Consider the following 23,115-nt stretch of genomic DNA (forward strand, 5'->3'; position numbering starts at 1 on the left):
GACGCGACGATGGCCGCCAAGCCGAAGCTGCGCCTGCCCGAGCACATCGCCCTGGTGCTGCAGGGCGGCGGCGCGCTGGGTTCCTACCAGGCCGGGGTCTTCCAGGGCTTGCACGCGGCCGGGGTCGATCCCGACTGGGTCGCCGGCATCTCGATCGGCGCCTTCAACGCCGCGATCATCGCCGGCAACCCGCCGCAGCGGCGGATCGATGCGCTGCACGAATTCTGGGAGACGATCTCGCAACCGTATTTCCTGCCGGCGACCACGCTGGGGCAGGAGGCGCACTTCCTCGATATCAACGAACATGCCCGCGCCTGGCTCGACACCTGGGAAGCCTGGCGCGCGATGACCGAAGGCCAGCGTGGCTTCTACCAGCCGCGCAGCTGGACCAGTTGGCTGCCGGGGCAGAATCCGTTGCAACCGGCCGGCCCGACCGTCGCGAGCTGGTACGACACCAGCCCGATGATCGCGACCCTCGAACGGCTGGTCGACTTCGACCGGCTCAACGACGGCGAGGTGCGGGTGTCGGTCGGCGCGGTCGACGTCGCCAGCGGCAACCTGGAATATTTCGACAACCGCTCGATGCGGCTCGACGCGCGCCACATCCTCGCCTCCGGCGCGCTGCCGCCGGCGTTCCCGGCGGTCGAGATCGACGGCCGCTTCTACTGGGACGGCGGGCTGGTCTCCAACACCCCGCTGTCGTACCTGCTGCAGGCCGAACCGCAGGCCGACACCCTGGTGTTCCAGGTCGACCTGTGGAACGCGCGCGGCGAGCTGCCGCAAACGCTGCTCGACGTCGCCGAGCGCGAGAAGGAGATCCAGTACTCCAGCCGCACCCGGATGGTCACCGACATCCAGCGCGTCGGCCAGCACTACCGCCGGCTGCTGCGCGAGCTGCTGGAGGAGATCCCCGCCGACGTGCGCGAGTCCAACCCGTGGTGCCGCCACGCCGCCGAACTGGCCTGCGACAACCGCATCGGGGTGATCCATTTGATCTACCGCGAGCGTGCGCGGTTCGGGCATTTCAAGGACTACCAGTTCGGCCGGGTGGCGATGCGCGAGCATTGGCAGTCCGGCCTGGCCGACATCGGCCGCGCGCTGGCGCACCCGGAGTGGCTGGAGTTGCCGACGGGGGAGAACACCTTCGTGACCCACGATGCGACGGCTGGAGACGACGGATAAAGCCCGCTCGTTGTAGGAGCGACGTAAGTCGCGAATGCACGGCGATCCCGGGCATCAGTGAAATCGCGACTTACGTCGCTCCTACATGGGGCCGCTGCCGTTGCTTCAGGGAAGTCGATGCACCCCGCGCCCGAATGGTTGCCATGACTTGCGACAGTCGGTGTGGCGGCCGATCCCGTCTAGTCTGCGCACCGAATCCCGCCCTGTCCGGACCTTCCATGCGCTTCCAGCTGTTGCTGCCCCTCCTCGCCATCCCGGCGCTGCCCGCCCACGCGGTGGAAGCGCCGACGACCGTTGCCCCCGCCAGCGGTCGCACGATCACGGTCGATGGACGCATCGACCCGGCCGAATGGCAGGGCGCGCGCCATTACGACGACTTCGTACTGACCCAGCCGCTGTCGCTGCAGCCGTCGCCGTACGCGACCGAAGCCTGGGTGCTGGCGACGCCGGATGGCCTGGCGGTCGCATTCCGCAGCCTGCAGGCGCCGGACGTGCCGCGGGTGCGCACCCGTACCCGGCGCGACGAGGACGCGCAGGTCGACCGGGTCAACGTCGCGGTCGATTTCGACGGCGACGGCCGCACCGGCTACAACTTCATGGTCACCCTGGCCGGCGGCATCGCCGACGAGGTGATCACCAACGAAGGCAGCTACAGCAGCGACTGGGATGGCAGCTGGACGCACGCGGTCAGCGAGGACGAGGCCGGCTGGAACGTCGAGATGCTGATCCCCTGGTACATCGCGCCGATGCGCAAGGCCGAGGACGGCACGCGCACGGTCGGGCTGTACCTGGACCGCGTGATCGGCTCGACCGGCGAGCGCGTCGCCGCGCCGGGCGCGAGTTTCCAGCGTGCGCGGTTCCTGTCGGATTTCCGCAAGGTCGAGCTGCCGGCCTACAGCCAGTCGCTGCTGGCGATCACGCCCTACGTGGTCGGCGTGCACGACTTCACCGGCAATGGCAGCGGCGGCCGTAATGATTTCGACGCCGGCGCCGACATCTTCTGGAAGCCCAACGGCCAGACCCAGCTGACCGCGACCATCAACCCCGACTTCGGCCAGGTCGAGAGCGACGACCTGGTGGTCAACTTCGGCGCCGAGGAAACCTTCTTCAGCGACAAGCGGCCGTTCTTCACCGAGAACCAGGGCATCTTCAATTTCGGCCTGCTGATCGACAACAGCCAGCTGATCTACACCCGTCGCGTCGGCGGCGCGGCCGATGACGGCAGCGGCGCCGGCGACATCGACGCGGCGGTCAAGCTCAACGGCAGCCTGGGCGGCACCAATTACGGGCTGATGGCGGCGGAAGAAGGTGGCGACGCCGGGCGCTCGTTCCGCGCGCTGCGGCTCAACCATGACTTCGAGCGCCAGAACGTCGGCCTGCTGGCGACCCAGGTGCTGCGTCCGTACCTCGATCGCGAGGCGCGCGTGCTCGGCATCGACCACCGCTGGCAGCCGACCGACGCGCTCACCATCACCAGCAACGTGGTCGGCAGCGACATCGAGCAGGACGGCCGGACCACCCGTGGCAGCGGCGCGACCACCGTGGTCGAGTACGAGATGGGCGACGGCTGGCGCCAGCAGTGGCTGGCGATGCATTTCGGCGACGACCTGGAGGTCAACGATTTCGGCTACCTCGGTCGCAACAACCTCAACTACGGACACTGGCAGGTCAGCCGCCGCCTGACCGGGCTTTCGCCCGATTCGGCCTACGCCTCGCACGACTACCGCGGCCGCATCATCGGCATGGACAACGACCACGGCCTGCGGTTGCAACGGCAGTTGCGCCTGATCCGCTCCAGCGAGCGCCGCGATGGCGGCAGCGAGTACCTCCAGCTCAACATCAACGCGCCGTACTACTCCGACCTGCTGACGCGCGGCAACAACCCGCTGCGGCAGCCGGGCAACTTCAGCCTGTCATTCGAACGCGACCGGCCGCGCAAGGGCAACTGGGCGTGGGAGTTCGACGCCTGGGCCGGCAGCGGTGGCCTGTCCGGCAACGACGAGGTCGGCTACAGCCTGGAGTTTTCCCCGACCTACTACTTCAGCGACGCACTCAGCGCGTTCGTCGGCGGCTACGCCGAGTACACCCCGGACTGGCTGGTCTGGCAGCACGACAACCTGGTCGGCCGGTTCGAGCAGCGCTCGCTGCAGTTCAACGCCGGGCTGGACTGGAGCATCGGCCAGCGCCAGGAACTGCGGTTGAAGCTGCAGGCGATCGGGCTGGACGCGCAGCTCATGGAAGCGGTGGAGGTCGCTCCGGACGGCAGTGCGGTGGCGGTCGATACCACGCTGACCGGCAACGAGGTCGATGACTTCAGCCTGCGCAACCTCGGCTTCCAGGTCCGCTACCGCTACATGCTCGCGCCGCTGTCGGACCTGTACGTGGTCTACGGGCGCGGCGGCTACATGCTCGACGAATTCTCGGTGGGACCGCGCGACCAGTTGCTCGACAGTTTCAGCCTGCGTGACAGCGAGCAGTTGCTGGTGAAGCTGGCGTACCGGTTCGAGCTGTAGCCGGCCGGCGGCAACGCATGGCCCGCCTTGATGTAGGAGCGACGTAAGTCGCGATTTCACTGGTGTCCCGGTGGCGCGTGCTGCGCGCATCAGCGCCTCGGCGCGGGTTGCCGGCCTCGTGACGTGTTTCGATTCCCGGTTCCGCCGTGCGGTCGCGACTTACGTCGCTCCTACAGGTGGGGCCGAGCGCATACGGGTGGGGTCCCATTGCTCGGGAGTGAGGATTTCGAACAGGCCCTCGCGCCGGCAGCGGCGTGCCAGTGACAGCAGGTGGTTGTCGCGACTGATCAGCCAGCGGGCGCCGGCGTCATGCGCCAGTTGCAGGAACTTCTGGTCGTCGGGGTCGCTGCAGCGGGGCAGGGGGCTGTCAGCCGGGGTTTCGGCTGCGAAGGCGGACCCATCGAACGGTTGCAGCAGTGCGTCATGGGCGTCCGTCAGCGCGCCGCGCCGCGCATCGTCCAGCCCCAGCGCCGGGTAGCGCAACACGCGCAGCCACTCGTCGCGGCACTCGCGGTTGCCGACCGCGACGACTTCGCCACTCGCCAGGGCCTGGCGCAGGGGCGCTGCCCGCGGGTCGTCGAACAGCAACAGGTCCAGGCACACGTTGGTGTCCAGCACGATGCGCGGTGCGGGTGTCGGCGCCGTCATGTCGATTGGGTCATGGCGTTCGGTTTCAAGCCGCCGGGTCATCGCAGTGCCGCGGCATGGGGCGGGTGGCGCGGCCGTCGCCTTACGGCCGCACTTCACGAATATCCGCCGAGGCGATCCGCCACGCGCGCTGCTCCGCGCTGGCGCCGTCGACCACCGCTCGGCGCAGGACATAGGCGCCGACGTAGCGATGGATGCTGCCATCGTCACGGGTCGCGGCAAGCGCGACCGGAACCTCGATGTAGCGCGAGCCGGCCGCCGGTTCGATCCGGCCGGGCGGCATGACCTCGACCGAGACTTCGGCGGTGTCGTCGAAGCCGTCGGCGAACTGCTGCGGCGACTGTCCGCTGGCCTTGCCGCCATCCGACCACAGCGCGTACGCGCGGCCGTAGCTGCCGCCGTTGATCGCGTCGTAATACGCGCGGACCACCGCAACCGCCTCGTCGGCGCCGGGACCGTCGCTGGCGGCAGGCGGGGAGGGCAATTCGCCGGGCGCTGGCGGTATCGATGGGCCATCGACGGCATCCGGCAGGCCGTCGCCATCGAGGTCGACGATATTGCCTTCGCCATCGATCGCGGTGCCTGCCGGCAGTTCGATCGCGGGCAGTTGCGGCGGACCGACCTGTCCCGGTCCCGGCTCGCCCGGCATGCCGGTCACGCTGCCGCTGGCCTGGTCCGGCGCGGGCAGGGTTTCGGCGCCGGCCACGTCCTCCTGCGCGGTGTCGGCGGGGCGATCGCCGCAGCCGCCGAGGACCAGTACCGCCGCGAACAGCAGCCCCCGGTAAATCCCTGCGCGCGCCTCGAAGCGTCCCGTTCCTCCGGCCATTGCAGTGTCCCGATTCATTCGTCCAGGTTGACCACGATCACGCCGCGTTCGATCCGCGTCGACTCGATCCGGCGCGCGCTGATGCGGTCGAGCAGGCTGCTGTCGAGCCGGTAGACCGGTTCCTCGCGCGCGTAGTCGGACAGCCAGGCGTTGAGCAGTTCGCGCGAGGTGCCGTTCATCACGCCGCCGAGTGCCGGCACGTCGACCGCTTCGATCACCGGGTCCTGCAGGTGCAGGCCACGCGTGCCCATGTCGAAACGCAGCCCGCTGCTGAGCGCGAAGTGCCCGGTGGTCGCGAGGCTGCTGCTTCCCATCGCCGACAGGCCGACGTCGAAGTCGAGCCGCAGGCGGGTGCTGTCATAGGGGATCGACAGCGTCGGATTGGTCAGGCGCAGCGACACCAGTCCGCCGAGCTTGTCGTATTGCTTGGGGAAATTGCGGTCCAGCGAGTGCTGCAACTGCGGCTGGGTGAACGTCACCTGGCTGCCCAGCATCGCCCCCAGTGTGTTGAGGGTGGAGCAGCCGGCGGCCACCACCGCGACCAGGAACAACAACCCCAGCATGTTGGACGTGCGTACAACGGTGCCGCTGACAGCCGGTTTGCGCATGATCGATCCCTTGCAGTGGTGGAGCGACGGCCACGTTACGCAGCCGCGGTGAACGACGGGTTAGCGCACGCCGGTCGTCGGCGTGCGCTCCGATGCTAGCGCGAAGCGGTTTCGGCCGGGGCGTCTTCCGTGGGGTCGGCGTCCGCCCCGGCACGCAACCGCGGCAGCGGGTCCAGCGCGCCGCCGTTGCCGTAGATGCCGTAATGCAGGTGGGGCGGCGTTCCCCGTGCGTTGCCGCTGTCGCCGACAGAACCCAGCAGGTCGCCCGGCAGCACCACGTCGCCCTTTGAAAGGCCCGCCGCCCATCCATCGAGGTGGGCGTAGTAGTGGCGCTCCATGCCCGGTCCGAGCACCCAGACTTGGCGCCCACCCAGCCCGCCCTCGCGCACTGCGCTGACGACGCCGCGGGTGGTGCTGGTAACGGCGGTGCCGCGCCCGGCGAAAATGTCGACGCCCTCGTGGCGGCGGTCGGTACCGCGCGCCGCGCCCCAGGTGTCGGCGACAGCGTCCGCCGCGACACCATCGACCGGCATTGGCAGGGAGGCCGGGGCCGGCATCCGCGAAATCTCCCACATCATCCGGGTCGGTGCCATGAACGGTTGTTGCCAGGCCCACCAGCCTGCGGCGGCCAGGCCGGCGAGCACCAGCGCGGTGGTCAGCAGGCGGCGGGCGAGGGGCGCGTAATCGCGGCGAACGGACTCGGCCATGGCCCCGACGCTACCGCGCGCCCGCGTTGCGGCGCGTCAAGGCCGGTCAATCCTCCTCGTGCCTCGGCTTGTACGCATCCACCAGCTTGCGTTGCACCTGCTCGGGTACCGGCTCGTAATGGCTGAAGTCGAGCGAGTAGCGGCCGCGCCCGGCGGTCACCGACTTAAGCTCGGCGGCGTAGCCCTCCAGTTCCGACAATGGCACCTGCGCCTTCACCGCGATCTCGCCGCCACGCAGCACGTCGGTTCCGTTGATCCGGGCGCGCTTGCCGGCGAGCCCGCCGCTGATGTCGCCCATGTTCTGCTCGGGCGCGTTGACCTCCAGGTCGACGATCGGTTCCAGCACCTGTGGCCGGGCCTTGCCGATCGCGTCGAGGAACGCCTTCTTTCCAGCCGCGACGAACGCCACCTCCTTGCTGTCGACGCTGTGGTGCTTGCCGTCGAGCACCACCACGCGCACGTCCTGGATCGGGTAGCCGGCGATCGCACCGCTGTGCAGCACCTGTTGCACGCCTTTCTCGATCGCCGGCATGAACTGGCCCGGGATCGTGCCGCCCTTGACCTGGTCGACGAACTCGAAACCGGCGCCGCGCGGCAGCGGCTCGACCCGCAACTGCACTTCGCCGAACTGGCCGGCGCCGCCGGTCTGTTTCTTGTGGCGGTGGTGGCCCTCGGCCTTGCTGCTGATGGTCTCGCGATAGGCGATGCGCGGCGGGTGCGAGGTGACGTCGATGCCGTGACGATCCTTCAACCGGTCCAGGTTGACCCGCAGGTGCAGGTCCGACAGCCCGCGCACGACGGTCTCGTTGGTTTCGGCCTCGTGTTCGACATGGAAGCAGGGGTCTTCCTCGGCCAGCTTGTGCAGCGCGCCGGCGAGCTTCTGTTCCTGGCCCTTGCTGGCCGCGTCGATCGCCAGCCCGAACATCGGCCGGGGGAAGTCCAGCGGCGACAGCCGGATGCTGTCCTCGTCATGGCTGTCGTGCAGCACCGCGTCGAAATGCAGGTCGTCGATCTTGGCCACCGCGGCGATGTCGCCCGGCACCGCGCGATCGACCTCGACGTGATCCTTGCCCTGCAGCTTGAACAGGTGGCCGACCCTGAACGGCTTCTTGCCGTCGTCGACGAACAGCTGGCTGTCCTTGCGCACGGTGCCCTGGTAGACACGGAAGACTCCCAGCTTGCCTACGAACGGATCGTTGGTGATCTTGAACACGTCGGCGATGACGTGCGCCTTCGGGTCCGGCACGGCCTCGATGCGCCGATGGTCGGCGCCTTTCTCGAACGGCGGCGGGTTGGCTTCGGCCGGGTTCGGCAGCCATTTTTCGATCACGTCGAGCAGTTCCTTCACGCCGACGCCGGTGCGCGCCGAGCAGAACAGCACCGGCACCAGGTGGCCCTCGCGCAGGCACTGCTCGAACGCTTCGTGCAACTCGTCGCCCGACAGCCCGTCCTCGCCGATGTCGAGGTAGCGCTCCATCACCGTCTCGTTGACCTCGACCACCTGGTCGATGATCTTGCGGTGCCAGTCGGCGACCGGGCCAACGTCGCTGTCGCCGCCGTTGTTGCCGAGGCAGTCGACCACCCGGCTGGCGCCGTCCGCAGGCAGGTTGAGCGGCAGGCATTCCGGCCCGAACTCGTCGCGTATGCCATCCAGCACTGCGGCCGCGTCGGCGCCGTCCTGGTCGATCCTGTTGACCACGATGACCCGGCACAGTCCACGCGCCCTGGCCCGCGCCATCATCCGCCGGGCGCCGTAATCGACCCCGCTGGCGGCGTCGAGCACGATCGCGACGGTCTCCACCGCGGCCAGTGCCGACAGCGCCGGGCCGCGGAAGTCGGGGTAGCCGGGGGTGTCGATCAGGTTTACGTGGGCGCCGGCGTGGTCGATGCCGGCGATCGCGATGTCTACCGAATGGCCGCGCTGTTTTTCGACCGGGTCGAAATCGGACACGGTGGTGCCGCGCTCGATGCTGCCTGCCGTCTGGATGGTGCCGCCGGCGAGCAGCAGGGCTTCGAACAGGGTGGTCTTGCCGGCGGCGGGGTGGCCTGCGAGGGCCACGTTGCGAATGTCTTGCGTGGTGTGGGACATGAGCGGACTTCTCCCTGCGCTGAGGGTGGAAGGCCGTCATGGCTGTCCGCGCTGCGCGACCGAGCGGGGCGCGCTCGGCGGGCGGTCATGGCGGGAGGCCGGCACGGGGCCGGACCGCAAGCGTCGCGCCGGGGGTTGGGTGAGTCAAGCGGCCGCGGGCCGGGCCACATGCCGGGCTAACACCCGGGCGCGTAGCCTGCGGGTTCCCCTACCAGACCAGGAGTCACCCCATGGGTATTTCCCGCCACGCCACCGCACACTGGGAAGGCGACCTCAAGACCGGCCGCGGCCAGCTCAGCACGCCCGACAGCGGGTTGATGGACAAGACCCGCTACGCCTTCAGCAGCCGCTTCGGCGACGAGAAGGGCACCAACCCGGAAGAACTGATCGCCGCCGCACATGCCGGCTGCTTCACCATGGCGCTGTCGGCCAAGCTGACCGAGGCCGGCCACCCGCCGACCAGGCTCGACACCCAGGCTGCGGTCGACCTGTCGATGGAAGGCGGGCCGGCGCTGTCGCAGATCACCTTGAAGGTCGACGCCGAGGTGCCCGGGATCGACGATGCGAAGTTCCAGTCGATTGCCGAGGACGCCAAGGCCAACTGCCCGGTCTCCAAGGCGTTGAGCGCGGTGCCGATCTCGATGCAGGCGACCTTGAAGGCGGGCTGAGGATGCAGGCCTGGTAGAAGCGCCACGGCAGTTCCGGGCGGGGCAGGTATCTACCAGTCGATCCGGCCGCGCGTGACCACGCGGCAGTGGCCACCCGACCAGACCTCGCCGTCGTGGTCGACGCGCAGTCGCAGTCGCGCGTCGAAACCGACCTCGCGGCCCTGGCTGGCGATGTAGCTCCCGTCCTGGCCCGGCAGTGCGTCGTTGCTCGCCAGCCACGCCGCGAGCGCCGCGTTGGCGGCGCCCGAGGCAGCGTCCTCGAATGTGCCGTTGGCCCCGACGAAGGCGCGCACTACCAAGTCGTAGTCCTGCCCGGCGTCCGCACGGGCGAAGGCGCACAGGCCCATGCTTTCGGTCGCTGCCGCCAAGGCCTCGATCGCGGCCCAGTCGGGCGCCGCGCCGCGCAAGGCGGCCTCGTCGCGGACCTCGGCCATCCACCAGCGCCGGCCGCCGTCGACCAGGGCCGGCGGCAGGGCGCCTTCCGGCAACGTGGCGAGTGCGCCAGCCAGACGCGGATCCGCACGGTCGGCAACTTCGAGCACCCGCGCCTTCGGCGTGCGGATCGCGATCGTGTGGCCGATGCCGTCGGCCTCGACCGACAGCGGCAGCACCCCAATGGCGCATTCCTGCCGCACCTCGCCGTCGCGCGGCTGCAGCATGCCGGCCTCGATCAGGGCGAACGCGGTGCCGATGCTCGGATGCCCCGCAAACGGGACCTCGCGCTGCGGGCTGAACATGCGGACCCGGTAATCCGCGCCGGGGACGGTGGGCGCGAACACGAAGGTGGTCTCCGGCCGCCGGGTCCAGCGGGCGATGGCCTGCATCGTGGCGTCGTCCAGACCGTCGGTGTCGAGCACCACGGCCAGCGGGTTGCCGGCCCCGGGGCGGTCGGCAAAGACATCCAGTTGCATGTAGCGGCGCAGCGTCATCGGGGAAGGCAATCCATTGGGGGCGACCGGAGTGGTCAATGGGTGGGTGGCGCATGGTCGCGGCGCCGTGTTCGACTGGACGTGTTCAACTAGAATCGAAGTTTCGTGCCGGTCGACGGACCGCGCGATTCTAGACCGGTTGCAGGCATACCGATTCGACGCGAGTTAAACGGGGACACGTGGTGGCGCAAGCGCAACGTTGGGTGGTACTCAAGTTCGGCGGCACTTCGGTGTCCAGCCGGGCCCGTTGGGACAGCATCGGCCGCATCGCCGCCAAACGGACGGCCGACGGGGACGCGCGCGTGCTGGTGGTGGTGTCCGCGTTGTCGGGCGTGACCAACGAGCTGATGGCGATAGGCAATGGCGACGACATCCGCAGGCGGATCGCGGCGCTGGTCGAACGCCACCGCGGCTTCTGCGTTGAACTCGGGCTCGACCCCGCGACGGTCCTCGACGTGCGTCTGGATGCATTGCAGGCGCTCGCCGTCGACCCGCGTGGCGCGACGCGCGAACTCGACTGGCAGGCCGAAGTGCTGGCCCAGGGCGAGCTGCTGTCATCCACGCTCGGCGCCGCCTACCTGCGCGGCTGCGGGCTGGATTTCGGCTGGTGCGACGCGCGTGACTGGCTCGACGCGGTGGCCTTGCCGAACCAGAGCCCGTGGGCCGGCCGGCTTGCGGTCAACTGCCGGCGCCAGGCCGACCCGGATTTCGGCCCGCGCTTCCACGCCCAGCCGACGCGGATGCTGCTGACCCAGGGCTTCATCGCCCGCCATGGCGACGGCGGCACCGCGGTGCTCGGCCGTGGCGGCTCGGATACCTCCGCGGCCTGTTTCGGCGCGTTGCTCAAGGCCGAGCGGGTGGAGATCTGGACCGACGTGCCCGGCATGTTCAGCGCCAACCCGCGCGAGGTGCCCGACGCCCGCCTGCTGGCCCGGCTCGACTACGCCGAGGCCCAGGAAATCGCCACCACCGGCGCCAAGGTCCTGCATCCGCGCTCGATCGGCCCGTGCCGCGACGCCGGCGTGCCGATGGCGATCCTCGACACCGGGCGCCCGGACTTGCCGGGCACCCGGATCGACTCCAGCGCCGCGACCGTGCCCGGGGTCAAGGCGATCAGCCGCCGCGACGGGGTGGTGCTGGTGTCGATGGAAAGCATCGGCATGTGGCAGCAGGTCGGCTTTCTCGCCGACATCTTCGAGCGCTTCCGCCGCCACGGCCTGTCGGTCGACCTGATCGGCTCGTCGGAAACCAACGTCACCATCTCGCTCGACCCCAGCGAGAACCTCGTCACCAGCAACGTGCTCGAAGCGCTCGCCGCCGACCTTGCCGAGGTCTGCCGGGTCAAGGTCATCGTGCCGTGCAGCGCGTTCACCCTGGTCGGCCGCGGCATGCGCTCGCTGCTGCACAAGCTGTCCGACATCTGGGCGACGTTCGGACGCGAGCGGGTGCACCTGGTCTCGCAGTCGTCGAACGACCTCAACCTGACCTTCGTGGTCGACGAGGCAGACGCCGAGGACCTGCTGCCGGTGCTGCATGCCGAGCTGATCCGCAGCGGCGCGATGCCGGTGCGCGACGCCGGCGTGTTCGGGCCGAGCTGGCGCGAGATCACCCACGGCAAGCCGGAGCGTGCGCAGCCGTGGTGGGTCGGCAAGCGCGATCTATTGCTCGAACGCGCCGCCGCGGGCACCCCGCGCTACGTCTACGACCTCGCCACCGTGCGCGAACGCGCGCGGATGCTGACCGGCACCGCCGCGATCGACCGCGCGTTCTTTGCGATCAAGGCCAACCCGCACCCGGCGATCCTGCGCACGATCGCCGGCGAGGGGCTCGGCCTGGAGTGTGTGTCGCTGGGCGAGATCGAGCGCGTGTTCGCGACGCTTCCGGAGCTGTCGCCGCAGCGCGTGCTGTTCACCCCGAGCTTCGCCCCGCGCCGCGAGTACGAGGCCGCGTTCGCGCGCGGCATCACCGTCACGCTCGACAACGTCGAGGCGCTGCAGCGCTGGCCGGAAGTGTTTCGCGGCCGCACGCTGTGGCTGCGGCTCGACCTCGGGCATGGCGAGGGCCACCACGAGAAGGTCAAGACCGGCGGTGTCGCGGCCAAGTTCGGTTTGCCGCTGGCGAAGGTAGAGGACTTCCTGGCGCAGGCGCGCAAGCTGGACATCCGCATCAGTGGCCTGCACGCGCACCTCGGCAGCGGCATCGACGACCCGCAGCACTGGCACGGCGTCTACGCCCACCTCGCCGCGATGGCCGACAACATCGGCACCATCGAGACGATCGACATCGGTGGCGGCCTGTCGGTGCCGTACACGCCCGAGTCGACCCATTTCGACGTGGCGACGTGGCGCAGCGGGCTCGATGAACTCAAGGCCACCTACCCGCGCTACGGTCTGGTGGTGGAGCCCGGGCGTTACCTGGTCGCCGAGTGCGGCGTGCTGCTGCTGTCGGTGACCCAGGTGGTCGAGAAGGACGGCGTGCACCGCATTGGCGCCGACGCCGGCATGAACGCGCTGATGCGGCCGTCGATCTACGAGGCCTACCACGGCATCCACAACCTGGGCCGGCTGGACGATGCCGACACCCGCGGTTTCGACGTGGTCGGGCCGATCTGCGAGAGCGGCGACGTGCTCGGTCGCGACCGCGCGCTGCCGGTCGCGACTGCCGAAGGCGATGTGCTGCTGGTCGCCGACGCCGGCGCCTACGGCATGGTAATGGCCAATACCTACAACCTGCGGGCGTTGCCGGCAGAGGACATCATCGAATGAGTGAGTGGAAATTCCGGCGCGACGCGATCCAGGCGTTCCGCTTCGTGCGTTGCGGGCTCGACCCGGCGACCGGCGTGGCGCAACTGGTCTACGCGTTCGACGACGGCCCGGAGATGATCGAGACGATCACCGTGCCTGGCGCGCCCTTCGTGCTGGAGGGCGAGCGGGCGGCGGCGGTCGAACGCGCGCTGCGGCTGCTGCACCTGATCGCCGGCGTCAGCTATTACAAGGCGGCGGTGCCCGGTGAGATACGCATCGAGTCGTATGGGATCGACGCTGATACCGCGGCGCTGCTGGAGTTGATCTATCTCAACGGGTTGGGCGAGTTTGCGTATCGCAATGGGTTGGACCTGCACGGGCGGATCCGGTTTCCGAGCGAAAAGCGGCCCTCATCCGGCCCTTCGGGCCACCTTCTCCCGCAGGCGGGAGAAGGGACAGCTGCCGGGGCGACCGATGATGGGCTCCCTCTCCCGCTTGCGGGAGAGGGTTGGGGTGAGGGCGCTCTTGCTCCCGCACTCGGCCTGCGCGAGCACGCACTGGTCGCGATCGGCGGCGGCAAGGACTCGCTGGTCAGCATCGAGGCGCTGCGCACGCTCGGCGTCGACCAGACCGTCAGCTGGATCGGCGGCTCGCAGCTGATCCAGGCCTGCGCCGCGCGTACCGGCCTGCCGACACTCAACGTCGGCCGCGCGCTGGCCCCGCAGCTGTTCGATTACAACCGCGAGGGCGCATGGAACGGCCACATCCCGGTCACCGTGGTGAACTCGGCGATCCTGGTGCTGGCGGCATTGCTGCACGGCGTCGACCAGGTGGTGTTTTCCAACGAGCGCTCGGCCAGTTACGGCTCGATGATCGAAGGCACCGGCGAGGTCAACCACCAGTGGTCGAAGGGCTGGGCCTGCGAGTCGGCGTTCGGCGAGTATGTCGAGAAGCACATCGCCGCTGACCTGCATTACTACTCGCTGCTGCGGCCGCTGAGCGAGCTGGCGGTGGCCCGGCAGTTCACCCGCACAGACCGCTACGACGCGCATTTCTCCAGCTGCAACCGCAACTTCCACATCCTCGGCGAGCGCCCGACCAACCGTTGGTGCGGGGTCTGCCCCAAGTGCCATTTCGTGTTCCTGGCGCTGGCGCCGTTCATGAGCAAGCCGCGGCTGGTCGGCATCCTCGGCCGCAACCTGCTCGACGACCCGGCGCAGACCGCCGGTTACGACGCGTTGCTGGAGTACCAGGACCACAAGCCGTTCGAGTGCGTCGGCGAAGGCCGCGAGTCGCGCGCGGCGATGGCGGCGCTGGCCGCGCGTCCGGAGTGGCGCGAGGACGCGCTGGTCAAGCGCTTCGCCCGCGAGATCCTGCCGCAGCTGGATGCCGACGAGCTGCGGATCGAACCGCTGCTGGTGCTGGACGACGAGCAGCGGATCCCCCCGCGGTTGTGGGAGCGCCTGCGTGCGCATTTCACCACTTAGGATCGCGCAGCTCGACTGCCGCAAGGTCGCGTTGTGGGGCTGGGGTCGCGAGGGTCGCGCCGCCCACCGCGCGATCCGTTCGCGCCTGCCGGAGCTGCCGCTGACGCTATTCTGCAGCGGCGAGGAAGCCGCCGATGCACGCGGGCTTGGCGATGCGAACCTGCAGGTCGAAACCGATGCCAGCGCGGCGCGCCTGTCCGCGTTCGACATCGTGGTCAAGTCGCCGGGGATCAGTCCGTATCGCGACGAGGTGGTAGCCGCGGCCCGGCAGGGCACGCGATTCATCGGCGGCACCGCGTTGTGGTTCGGCGAGCGGGCCGGCGCCGACGACATCGCGGCGGACACCGTCTGCGTCACCGGCACCAAGGGCAAGAGCACCACCACCGCGTTGCTGGCCCACCTGTTGCGCGCCGCCGGCCACCGCACCGCGTTGGCCGGCAATATCGGCCTGCCGTTGCTGGAGTTGCTTGACCCGCCGCAGCCGCCGGACTACTGGGCGATCGAGCTGTCGAGCTACCAGACCGGCGACGTTGCCGACAGCGGCGCGCGGCCCGGTGTCGCGGTCGCGCTCAACCTGTTTCCGGAGCACCTCGACTGGCATGGCTCGCAGGCGCGCTACGTCGAGGACAAGTTGCGTCTGCTGACCGGCGCACGGCCGTGGATCGCGGTGCTCAACGGCAGCGACCCGCAACTGGCCGCACTCGACCTGCCCGACAGCGACGTGCGCTGGTTCGGCCGCGAGGATGGCTGGCACCTGCGCGGCGACGCCCTGCATCGCGGCGACGCCCTGGTCATGGACACCATCGGCCTGCCGCTGCCGGGCCGCCACAACCGCGGCAACCTGTGCGCGGTGCTGACCGTGGTGGAAGCGCTCGGGCTGGACGCGGCCGGGCTGGCGTCGCAGGCGGCATCGTTCCGGCCACTGCCGCACCGGCTGCAGATGCTGGGCACGCGCGGCGGGGTCAGTTACGTCAACGACTCGATCAGCACCACCCCGCACGCGAGCCTGGCGGCGCTGGAATGCTTCGGCGCGCGCGATATCGCGCTGCTGGTCGGTGGCCATGACCGTGGCGTCGACTGGTCGGAGTTCGCCGCCGCGATGGCGCGCCGGGCCCCGGCCGCGATCGTCACGATGGGCGCCAACGGCCCGCGCATCCACGAGTTGCTGGCGCCGCTGGCGGCGCAGGGGCGGCTCCGCCTCGCCGCCGCGGGCGATCTCGCCGAGGCGGTGCGGCAGGCTGAGAGCGCGCTGGACGGCGAGGGCGTGGTCCTGCTTTCCCCGGGGGCGCCGAGCTTCGGGCCGTATCGCGACTACGTCGAGCGCGGCCGCCACTTCGCCGCGCTGGCCGGCTTCGACCCCGACGCGATCAGCAGCATCCCCGGCCTCGGCATCGCCTGATTATTCGACCCCGCGATCCCGCAGGCGACGCCCCAGCCGCGAATGCCCCTGTAGGAGCGACGTAAGTCGCGACCTGTACATGGCCCCGATCGCTGCCGGCCCCGCCAATCCCGATGCTCCTGCGGATGATGTACAGGTCGCGACTTACGTCGCTCCTACAACGACGGAATCGGAAGCGGGCTGCTCAGTGGTCGCGGTTGACCGCGTATCCGGCCAGTCCGCGCAGTGCGCCGACATATTCGTTGTCGCCCAGCCCTTTGAGCGCCTGCCCGGCCAGGTCGGCATAGTCGCGGGCACGCTGGCGGCTGTATTCCAGCCCTCCAGTGGCCTGGATCGCGGCGAGCACGTCGGGCAGCGCATCGGTGTCGCCGTGCTCGATCGCCGCGCGTAGCCGGGTCGCGGTGTCCGCATCGGCATGCCGGATCGCGTGGATCAACGGCAGCGTCGCCTTGCCTTCGGCGAGGTCGTCGCCGAGGTTCTTGCCCAGGGTCTCTGCGTCCGAGGCGTAGTCGAGCACGTCGTCGGCGATCTGGAACGCGTAGCCCAGGTTGAGACCGTAATCATGCAGTTGCTGCTGGACCGCCTCGCTGGCGCCGGCGAGCAGGGCGCCCAGCCGGGTCGCGGCGGCGAACAGCACCGCGGTCTTGCGCTCGATCACGCGCAGGTAGGCGGCCTCGTCGACGTCGGGGTTGCGCACGTGCAGCAGTTGCAGCACTTCGCCCTCGGCGATCCGGTTGGTGGTGTCGGCGAGGATCTTCTGCACCGGCATGCTCTCCAGCTCGACCATCAGCTGGAAGCTGCGCGAATACAGGAAGTCGCCGACCAGCACGCTGGCGGCGTTGCCCCAGACCGCGTTGGCGGTCCTGCGGCCGCGGCGCAGGTCGGACTCGTCGACCACGTCGTCGTGCAGCAGGGTGGAGGTGTGGATGAACTCGACCACCGCCGCCAGCTGGTGGGCCTCCTTCCCGATGGCTTCGCCGACGCTTCGACCGACCGCCCCGGTGGCCAGCAACAGCAGCATCGGCCGCAGCCGCTTGCCGCCGGCGCCGATGATGTACTCCGCGACCTGGTTGATCAGCACCACGTCCGAAGCCAGTCGCTGCCGGATCAGCGTGTCGACGGCCGCCATGTCGGGGCGGGCGAGGGACTGGATAGCCGGCAGGTCGGGGAGGCCGGGGGACTTGGCGCTTGCGTGCATGGGCTGCTGGGTGGAGAGGGGCCTCGATTATAGGCCGTGCGCGCCACGGGCTCTTGCGCCGGACGGTCGAAAATCCGACCCGGCAATGCGGCGTTGTCCGCACGGAAGGGGAGGTGGGACACAGTTATACTGGCCTGCCTTTCGCCGCTTCCGGCGATCCCGTCGACCCATACAGGACCGATCTCCATGGCACGTGGCGTCAACAAAGTCATCCTCGTCGGCAACCTCGGCAACGATCCCGACGTCAAGTACACCCAGGCCGGCATGGCCATCACCACCCTCAGCGTGGCCACCACCAGCGTCCGCAAGGACCGCGACGGCAACCAGATCGAAAAGACCGAGTGGCACCGGGTCAAGCTGTTCGGGAAGCTCGGCGAAATCGCCGGCGAGTACCTGCGCAAGGGCCGTCAGGTCTATATCGAAGGCCGTATCGAATACGGGTCCTACGAAAAGGACGGCATCAAGCACTACACCACCGACATCATCGCCGACGAGATGCAGATGCTGGGTGGTGGTGACGGTGAGCGTGGGGGTAGCGGTGGTGGGATGAGCCGCGGTGGCGATCGCCCCTCGCGTCCGGCACCGCGACAGGAAGCCCCGCGCCGTGATGAGGCCCCGCCGGCGAAGTCCAACGACTTTGGCGACGATTTCGCGGACGATGACATCCCGTTCTGACCGATTGGGTCGTCCGATCTCCGCACGGCGCCGGCTTGTGCGAATCATCGTTGGAGATAGTGCGTGTCCACTTGGCTTGTGACTGGCGGTGCCGGCTTCATTGGCGGCAATTTCGTGCTCGATGCCGTGGGGCTTGGGGTCAAGGTGGTCAACCTCGACGCGCTAACCTACGCAGGCAACCTCGACACTCTGGCAGCATTGGACGGCGACCCCGCGCATGTCTTCGTGCAAGGGGACATCGGCGATGCGGATCTGGTCGCGCGACTGCTGCGCGAGCATCGCCCCGATGCGGTGATCAACTTCGCCGCCGAAAGCCACGTCGATCGTTCGATCGACGGTCCCGCCGCGTTTATGCAGACAAACGTGGTCGGTACGCTGGCGCTGCTGGAACAGGTCCGTGATTACTGGAAATCGCTGGATACCTCCGAGCGTGACGCCTTCCGCTTCCTGCATGTCTCGACCGACGAGGTCTACGGCAGCCTGGGCGACACGGGCAGATTCACCGAAGACACGCCCTATGCGCCCAACTCGCCCTATTCGGCATCGAAGGCTGCGTCGGACCACCTGGTACGTGCCTTCCACCACACCTACGGCCTGCCGGTCCTGACCACCAACTGTTCGAACAACTACGGGCCCTACCAGTTTCCCGAGAAGCTCATCCCGCTGGTCATCGCCAAGGCGTTGGCCGGCGAGCCGCTACCTGTCTACGGAGACGGCCTCAATGTGCGCGACTGGCTGTACGTTGGCGATCATTGCGCTGCGATCCGCCGTGTCCTCGAGGGCGGGCGTATCGGCGAGACCTACAACGTCGGTGGCGACGCCGAACGCGCCAACATCACCGTCGTGGAAACCATCTGCAGGCTGCTTGACGACCGCAGCCCACTGCCTGACGGTAGCGCGCGTGAATCGCTGGTCACCTACGTCAGGGATCGGCCAGGCCACGACCGCCGCTATGCGATCGATGCATCAAAACTGCACGATGAACTCGGCTGGTCGCCGATGGTGACCTTCGATGAAGGCATGGCCAGGACCGTCGACTGGTATCTCGACAATGCGCCATGGGTGCAGCGCGTGCTCGATGGCAGCTACCGCCTCGAGCGCATCGGTGGCGTGGCATGACGGCCGCCGCCGGCCGCAAGGGCATCATCCTCGCCGGCGGCTCCGGCACGCGGTTGTATCCGATCACCCAGGCCATCAGCAAACAGCTGTTGCCGGTCTATGACAAGCCGATGATCTACTACCCGCTCAGCGTGTTGATGCTGGCGGGCATCCGCGAAGTGCTGATCATCAACACGCCGCATGAGCAGGCCCTGTTCAAGCAGTTGCTCGGGGACGGCTCGCAGTGGGGCATGGAGATCGAATACGCCATCCAGCCCAGTCCCGACGGGCTGGCCCAGGCGTTGCTGATCGGGCGCGAATACCTCGATGGGCGGCCCAGCTGCCTGGTGCTGGGCGACAACATCTTCCACGGCCCGGGCCTGACCGGCATGCTCAAGCGCGCAGGCGAACGCGAGCGTGGGGCCACGGTGTTCGGCTACTGGGTGAAGGACCCCGAGCGCTATGGCGTCGCCGAGTTCGATGGTGACGGCAAGGTCGTGGGCATCGAAGAGAAGCCTGAAAAGCCCAGATCCAGCTATGCGGTGACCGGCCTGTATTTCTACGACGGGCGTGCCAGCCAGTTTGCCAGCGAGTTGACCCCGTCACCGCGCGGCGAGCTCGAGATCACCGATCTGAACCGTCGTTACCTCGAGGAGGGCTCGCTGCATCTCGAGCAACTCGGGCGGGGTTACGCATGGCTCGATACCGGCACCCACCAGTCGTTGATCGAAGCATCCACCTATATCCAGACCATCGAGGCGCGCCAGGGCCTGCGGGTCTGCTGCCCCGAGGAGATTGCGCTGGGCAATCGCTGGATCAGTCCCGCGCAACTGCTGGAATTGGCCGAGCCACTGCGCAAGAACGGCTATGGCGAATACCTGCGGCAACTGGCGGAGCGGGGGTCGCCACTTTGAAGGTGATCGAAACCGACCTGCCGGGTTGCCTTGTAATCGAGCCGCGCGTGTTCGAAGACGCCCGCGGCTCCTTCCACGAGTTCTTCAACCACGACAAGCTCGAGGAGGCCGTGGGGCTGCGCCCGGATTTCGTGCAAGGCAATGTTTCGTCGTCCCGTCGGGGTGTGTTGCGCGGCCTGCATTTCCAGTGGCCGCATCCGCAGGGGAAGTACCTTTCCGTACTGGAGGGCGAAATCTGGGATGTCGCCGTCGACATCCGCAGGGGTTCGCCCACGTTTTCTCGCTGGACCGCAGTGGCGCTCAGCGCGGCCAACCGGCGGCAGCTCTGGATTCCGGAGGGGTTCGCCCATGGCTACGTGGTGCTGAGCGAACTCGCGGTGGTGTCGTACCTGTGCACGGCGACGTACGCGCCGGAAGCCGAAACCGGCATCCGCTGGGACGACCCGTCGCTGGCCATCGACTGGCCGGTCAGCGATCCGGTGCTTTCGGGCAAGGATGCCAAGGCCCCGCTGCTGGCAGACATTCCAGGGGACCGGTTGCCTGTTTTCATGCCCTAGGGTGAAGCGATGAAGATCCTGCTGCTCGGTGGCAACGGCCAAGTCGGCCACGAGTTGCGTCGCAGCCTGGCGCCACTGGGCGAGCTCACCGTCACTACCCGCACCGGCGTACTGCCGGACGGCGGCCGTTGCGAGGCTCTCGACCTGGCCCGGCCGGAGGCCGTCGATGCGGTGATCGAGCGCTTCATCCCCGATGTCGTCGTCAACGCCACCGCGTACACGGCGGTCGATCGCGCCGAGGACGAGCCCGACCTCGCATTCGCGATCAACGCCGAGGCGCCCGGCCGGATCGCCCGCGCCTGCGTGGCGCTGGGCGCCAGCCTCGTCCATTACTCCACCGACTACGTGTTCGACGGCAGCAGCCGCCGTCCCTATCGCGAGTCCGATTCCACCGCGCCCCTGGGTGTTTACGGTCGCAGCAAGCTGGCCGGGGAGCACGCCGTGGCGGATAGCGGCGCGCGCCACCTGATCCTTCGTACGGCCTGGATCTACGGGCTGCGTGGCAACAACTTCCTGCGCGCGATGTTGCGACTCGGCGGCGAGCGCGAACAACTGCGGGTCGTGGCCGATCAGATCGGTTGCCCGACGCCGGCCTGGTTGATCGCCGACGTCACCGCCACGATCCTGGAGCAGGGGATTGCGCAATCCGGGGTGCGTCACCTCGTCAGCACAGGCCAGACCAGTTGGCACGGATTCGCCGAAGCGATTTTCGAGGAAGCACATGCGCGCGGTCTGATCGAACGGCGGCCTTTGGTCGAGCCGATCCGCGCCGTGGAATTTCCGACCCGTGCGGAGCGCCCGGCCTGGTCGGTGCTCGACGCAGGCCGGCTGGCGGATGAGTATCGCCTGCAACTGCCGGACTGGCGGGAAGCACTGGCTACCACGTTCGATCGGTGACCACCCGCCGCGGCCATGCAAAACAACGGCGCCACAGGGCGCCGTTTTCGTGCCAGCCGCTCCACGGCTCACTTCACCCCGTGCATCCACCGCCGTGCGATCGGGGTCACCAGGAAGAACACCACGCCCGAGCCGACGCCCAGCCACAGCATCATCTCGAACAGGTGCGCGTACTTGCCGGCCGCGACCGCCATGTCGATCGCCTCGCCCTCGACGATGTCCAGCGACGCGAGTTTGCCGAATTGCGCCGCCAGTACTTCCGAGTACGCGGTGCCCAGCCAGAACGCGCCCATCATCAAGCCGACCACGCGCGGCACCGACAGCTGGGTCACCGCCGACAGGCCGATCGGCGACAGGCACATCTCGCCGATCTCCAGCACGAAGTAGGCCAGTACCAGCCACCAGACGCTGGCCATCACCCCGCTCGCACCGGCCTCGCCCGCGGCCACCATCAACGGGATGAACGACAGCCCGGCGAACACCAGGCCGATGCCCATCTTGGCCGGCTTGCTGGGGTTGAGGCCGCGCTTCTCCAGCCACGGCCACAGCCACGAGAACACCGGCGCCAGCACCACGATGAAGAAGGCGCCGATGAAGGTCAGCGAGCCGGCGGTCTGCGGCACCAGCACCACGTCGTGGGCGAACGCGACCGCCAGCCCGGCGACCATCAGCAGCACCAGGCCCTTGGCCAGGCCGACCCGTCCACGGTCGCTGGCCATCAGCGCGGCGATCATCAGCGGCGGGCTCGCGGCCAGCGAGTAGGTCGCCCACGGCAGCGCCGCCACGTAGCCGGCGGGCGACATCGGGAACAGGTCCTTGGTCAGCAGCCGGTCGGTGAAGGTGACCCACGAGCCATAGGTCTGCTCGTACATCGCGAAGAAGATCAGCACGCCGAAGATCAGGAACACCAGCGTGACCATCTGCTGGCGCTGGACCTTGTCGCAGTGCTTCCACAGGAACCAGGCGAACCATGCCGCCAGCGCGACGGCGATCACGTGCATCGCACCATGCACCGTCCAGGTGCGCTGGATCAACTGCCACACCACCACCACGCCGGCGAAGCTGCCCAGGTAGATCCACCACTCGCGCGACAGCCCGGCAACGCGCTCGACCAGCTTGCCCGGGTCGTTCGGTTCGGCATGGCCGTGCAGGTACTTCTGGCCCCACAGGAACATCACCAGGCCGGCGACCATGCCGATGCCCGCCGCGCCGAAACCGTATTTCCAGCCATAGGTCTCGCCGAGGAACGCGCAGATCAGCGAGGCGAACAGCGCGCCGACGTTGATGCCCGCGTAGAACAGGGTGAAGCCGGAATCGCGACGCGGATCGTTCTCCGGGTAGAGCCGACCAACAATCGTCGAGATGTTCGGCTTGAGGAAGCCCACGCCCATGATGATCAGCGCCAGCGACAGGTAGAACACCTGCAGCGCGCCGTCGTCGCGGACGATGGTGTCGCCGACTACGCGCGCCGCTTCGCCCTCGTAGGCCATGCCGAGGTGGCCCAGCACCAGCAGCACGCCGCCCAGCACCACCGCCTTGCGCATGCCCAGGTAGCGGTCGGCGAGCAGGCCGCCGATCACCGGCACCGCGTAGACCAGACCGCCGTAGGCGCCCAGCAGGTCGTAGCCGGCGTCGTCGCCGAACAGGTGGTACTTGAGGATGTACAGCAGCAGCAGCGCCTTCATTCCGTAGAACGAGAAGCGCTCCCACATCTCGGTGAAGAAGCAGACGAACAGGCCCTTGGGGTGGCCGAGGAACTCGTCGGTATTAAGAACGGCGGGTGCGGTTGTGCTCACATCGGACTCCCGGACTGGGCTGGACAGGTAACCGGAGCACTGGTGGGGCAGCAACCGCGGCCGGGCGAGTATAGCGGCGGGCGGCCCGGCGACCCGATGGCGGAATGGACCGATCCCGACTTTGCCCCGGCCGGCCGGCCCGCATACCATCGGGCTTTCGTCCGTCCCTGGGGAACCGTC

General features: G+C 68.6%; 19 protein-coding genes. 11 read left to right on the forward strand and 8 right to left on the reverse strand.

What is annotated here, in order from left to right; translation table 11 throughout:
• The first annotated feature begins 9 nt into the window (after window positions 1-9).
• A complete protein-coding gene (locus ACT9AS_RS09240; protein ID WP_445099856.1) occupies window positions 10-1,182 on the forward strand; it encodes a DUF3734 domain-containing protein in 1,173 nt (390 codons plus the stop codon).
• Window positions 1,183-1,400: 218 nt separating this feature from the next.
• The gene (locus tag ACT9AS_RS09245) at window positions 1,401-3,695 is read left to right on the forward strand and encodes a DUF5916 domain-containing protein (protein ID WP_445099857.1); all 2,295 of its coding nucleotides are present in this window, start codon (window positions 1,401-1,403) and stop codon (window positions 3,693-3,695) included.
• A 159-nt stretch (window positions 3,696-3,854) separates the two neighbouring features.
• Here ACT9AS_RS09245 and ACT9AS_RS09250 read toward each other — a convergent pair whose 3' ends face one another.
• From ACT9AS_RS09250 to fusA, 5 genes are all read right to left on the reverse strand, one after another.
• Complete coding sequence (locus ACT9AS_RS09250) at window positions 3,855-4,343, reverse strand: putative toxin-antitoxin system toxin component, PIN family (protein WP_445099858.1); 489 nt, start codon at window positions 4,341-4,343, stop codon at window positions 3,855-3,857.
• An 82-nt stretch (window positions 4,344-4,425) separates the two neighbouring features.
• Window positions 4,426-5,169 carry a hypothetical protein gene (locus ACT9AS_RS09255; RefSeq protein WP_445099859.1) on the reverse strand — a complete coding sequence of 248 codons (744 nt, stop codon included), beginning with the start codon at window positions 5,167-5,169 and terminating at the stop codon, window positions 4,426-4,428.
• Window positions 5,170-5,183: 14 nt separating this feature from the next.
• Window positions 5,184-5,777, reverse strand: a complete 594-nt coding sequence (locus ACT9AS_RS09260; RefSeq protein WP_445099860.1) for a hypothetical protein — start codon at window positions 5,775-5,777, stop codon at window positions 5,184-5,186.
• Between the two features lie 95 nt (window positions 5,778-5,872).
• Window positions 5,873-6,484: a peptidoglycan DD-metalloendopeptidase family protein gene (locus tag ACT9AS_RS09265; protein WP_445099861.1), complete on the reverse strand. Its 612-nt coding sequence runs from the start codon at window positions 6,482-6,484 to the stop codon at window positions 5,873-5,875.
• Between the two features lie 46 nt (window positions 6,485-6,530).
• A complete protein-coding gene (gene fusA, locus ACT9AS_RS09270; RefSeq protein ID WP_445099862.1) occupies window positions 6,531-8,573 on the reverse strand; it encodes an elongation factor G in 2,043 nt (680 codons plus the stop codon).
• Between the two features lie 230 nt (window positions 8,574-8,803).
• Between fusA and ACT9AS_RS09275 the strand changes: the two genes are divergently transcribed.
• On the forward strand, window positions 8,804-9,241 hold the full coding sequence (locus tag ACT9AS_RS09275; protein WP_445099863.1) for an OsmC family peroxiredoxin: 438 nt from the start codon (window positions 8,804-8,806) through the stop codon (window positions 9,239-9,241).
• 50 nt (window positions 9,242-9,291) lie between these two features.
• On the opposite strand, the gene ACT9AS_RS09280 is transcribed toward ACT9AS_RS09275, so the two are convergent.
• On the reverse strand, window positions 9,292-10,170 hold the full coding sequence (locus ACT9AS_RS09280; protein WP_445099864.1) for a PhzF family phenazine biosynthesis isomerase: 879 nt from the start codon (window positions 10,168-10,170) through the stop codon (window positions 9,292-9,294).
• 182 nt (window positions 10,171-10,352) lie between these two features.
• On the opposite strand from ACT9AS_RS09280, the gene ACT9AS_RS09285 reads away from it, so the two are divergent.
• The 3 genes from ACT9AS_RS09285 to murD are packed head-to-tail and all read left to right on the forward strand — an operon-like array spanning window position 10,353 to window position 15,800.
• Complete coding sequence (locus ACT9AS_RS09285; protein WP_445099865.1) at window positions 10,353-12,935, forward strand: bifunctional aspartate kinase/diaminopimelate decarboxylase; 2,583 nt, start codon at window positions 10,353-10,355, stop codon at window positions 12,933-12,935.
• Window positions 12,932-14,401, forward strand: coding sequence for a UDP-N-acetyl-alpha-D-muramoyl-L-alanyl-L-glutamate epimerase (murL, locus tag ACT9AS_RS09290; RefSeq protein ID WP_445099866.1), 1,470 nt, complete (start codon window positions 12,932-12,934; stop codon window positions 14,399-14,401). Before ACT9AS_RS09285 ends, murL begins: the two co-directional genes overlap by 4 nt.
• Entirely contained in the window at window positions 14,382-15,800 is a 1,419-nt protein-coding gene (murD, locus tag ACT9AS_RS09295; RefSeq protein ID WP_445099867.1) for a UDP-N-acetylmuramoyl-L-alanine--D-glutamate ligase, read from the forward strand. Before murL ends, murD begins: the two co-directional genes overlap by 20 nt.
• A 184-nt stretch (window positions 15,801-15,984) precedes the next feature.
• On the opposite strand, the gene ACT9AS_RS09300 is transcribed toward murD, so the two are convergent.
• Complete coding sequence (locus tag ACT9AS_RS09300; RefSeq protein ID WP_445099868.1) at window positions 15,985-16,998, reverse strand: polyprenyl synthetase family protein; 1,014 nt, start codon at window positions 16,996-16,998, stop codon at window positions 15,985-15,987.
• 186 nt (window positions 16,999-17,184) lie between these two features.
• On the opposite strand from ACT9AS_RS09300, the gene ssb reads away from it, so the two are divergent.
• The 5 genes from ssb (at window position 17,185) to rfbD (ending at window position 21,139) form a co-directional block, all read left to right on the forward strand.
• Window positions 17,185-17,673: a single-stranded DNA-binding protein gene (gene ssb / locus ACT9AS_RS09305; protein WP_445099869.1), complete on the forward strand. Its 489-nt coding sequence runs from the start codon at window positions 17,185-17,187 to the stop codon at window positions 17,671-17,673.
• Window positions 17,674-17,736: 63 nt separating this feature from the next.
• On the forward strand, window positions 17,737-18,792 hold the full coding sequence (gene rfbB, locus ACT9AS_RS09310) for a dTDP-glucose 4,6-dehydratase (protein ID WP_445099870.1): 1,056 nt from the start codon (window positions 17,737-17,739) through the stop codon (window positions 18,790-18,792).
• Entirely contained in the window at window positions 18,789-19,685 is an 897-nt protein-coding gene (gene rfbA / locus ACT9AS_RS09315; RefSeq protein WP_445099871.1) for a glucose-1-phosphate thymidylyltransferase RfbA, read from the forward strand. The genes rfbB and rfbA overlap by 4 nt, the downstream gene beginning before the upstream one ends.
• Window positions 19,682-20,242 (forward strand): dTDP-4-dehydrorhamnose 3,5-epimerase, encoded by a 561-nt coding sequence (rfbC, locus tag ACT9AS_RS09320; RefSeq protein WP_445099872.1) that lies wholly within the window; start codon window positions 19,682-19,684, stop codon window positions 20,240-20,242. The genes rfbA and rfbC overlap by 4 nt, the downstream gene beginning before the upstream one ends.
• 9 nt (window positions 20,243-20,251) lie before the next feature.
• Window positions 20,252-21,139 carry a dTDP-4-dehydrorhamnose reductase gene (gene rfbD / locus ACT9AS_RS09325; RefSeq protein ID WP_445099873.1) on the forward strand — a complete coding sequence of 296 codons (888 nt, stop codon included), beginning with the start codon at window positions 20,252-20,254 and terminating at the stop codon, window positions 21,137-21,139.
• A 68-nt stretch (window positions 21,140-21,207) separates the two neighbouring features.
• On the opposite strand, the gene ACT9AS_RS09330 is transcribed toward rfbD, so the two are convergent.
• Window positions 21,208-22,935: an oligopeptide:H+ symporter gene (locus ACT9AS_RS09330; RefSeq protein ID WP_445099874.1), complete on the reverse strand. Its 1,728-nt coding sequence runs from the start codon at window positions 22,933-22,935 to the stop codon at window positions 21,208-21,210.
• Window positions 22,936-23,115 lie beyond the last annotated feature (180 nt).

Source organism: Lysobacter sp. F60174L2, from assembly GCF_052547135.1.

Bases quoted from the DNA above. Each gene is read 5' to 3' on its own strand.
- ACT9AS_RS09280 (WP_445099864.1), bottom strand. From the start codon at position 10,170: ATGACGCTGCGCCGCTACATGCAACTGGATGTCTTTGCCGACCGCCCC.
- ACT9AS_RS09245 (WP_445099857.1), top strand. From the start codon at position 1,401: ATGCGCTTCCAGCTGTTGCTGCCCCTCCTCGCCATCCCGGCGCTGCCC.
- ACT9AS_RS09240 (WP_445099856.1), top strand. From the start codon at position 10: ATGGCCGCCAAGCCGAAGCTGCGCCTGCCCGAGCACATCGCCCTGGTG.
- ACT9AS_RS09250 (WP_445099858.1), bottom strand. From the start codon at position 4,343: ATGACGGCGCCGACACCCGCACCGCGCATCGTGCTGGACACCAACGTG.
- ssb (WP_445099869.1), top strand. From the start codon at position 17,185: ATGGCACGTGGCGTCAACAAAGTCATCCTCGTCGGCAACCTCGGCAAC.
- murL (WP_445099866.1), top strand. From the start codon at position 12,932: ATGAGTGAGTGGAAATTCCGGCGCGACGCGATCCAGGCGTTCCGCTTC.
- fusA (WP_445099862.1), bottom strand. From the start codon at position 8,573: ATGTCCCACACCACGCAAGACATTCGCAACGTGGCCCTCGCAGGCCAC.
- ACT9AS_RS09275 (WP_445099863.1), top strand. From the start codon at position 8,804: ATGGGTATTTCCCGCCACGCCACCGCACACTGGGAAGGCGACCTCAAG.
- rfbD (WP_445099873.1), top strand. From the start codon at position 20,252: ATGAAGATCCTGCTGCTCGGTGGCAACGGCCAAGTCGGCCACGAGTTG.
- ACT9AS_RS09265 (WP_445099861.1), bottom strand. From the start codon at position 6,484: ATGGCCGAGTCCGTTCGCCGCGATTACGCGCCCCTCGCCCGCCGCCTG.
- ACT9AS_RS09260 (WP_445099860.1), bottom strand. From the start codon at position 5,777: ATGCGCAAACCGGCTGTCAGCGGCACCGTTGTACGCACGTCCAACATG.
- ACT9AS_RS09300 (WP_445099868.1), bottom strand. From the start codon at position 16,998: ATGCACGCAAGCGCCAAGTCCCCCGGCCTCCCCGACCTGCCGGCTATC.
- ACT9AS_RS09255 (WP_445099859.1), bottom strand. From the start codon at position 5,169: ATGGCCGGAGGAACGGGACGCTTCGAGGCGCGCGCAGGGATTTACCGG.
- rfbA (WP_445099871.1), top strand. From the start codon at position 18,789: ATGACGGCCGCCGCCGGCCGCAAGGGCATCATCCTCGCCGGCGGCTCC.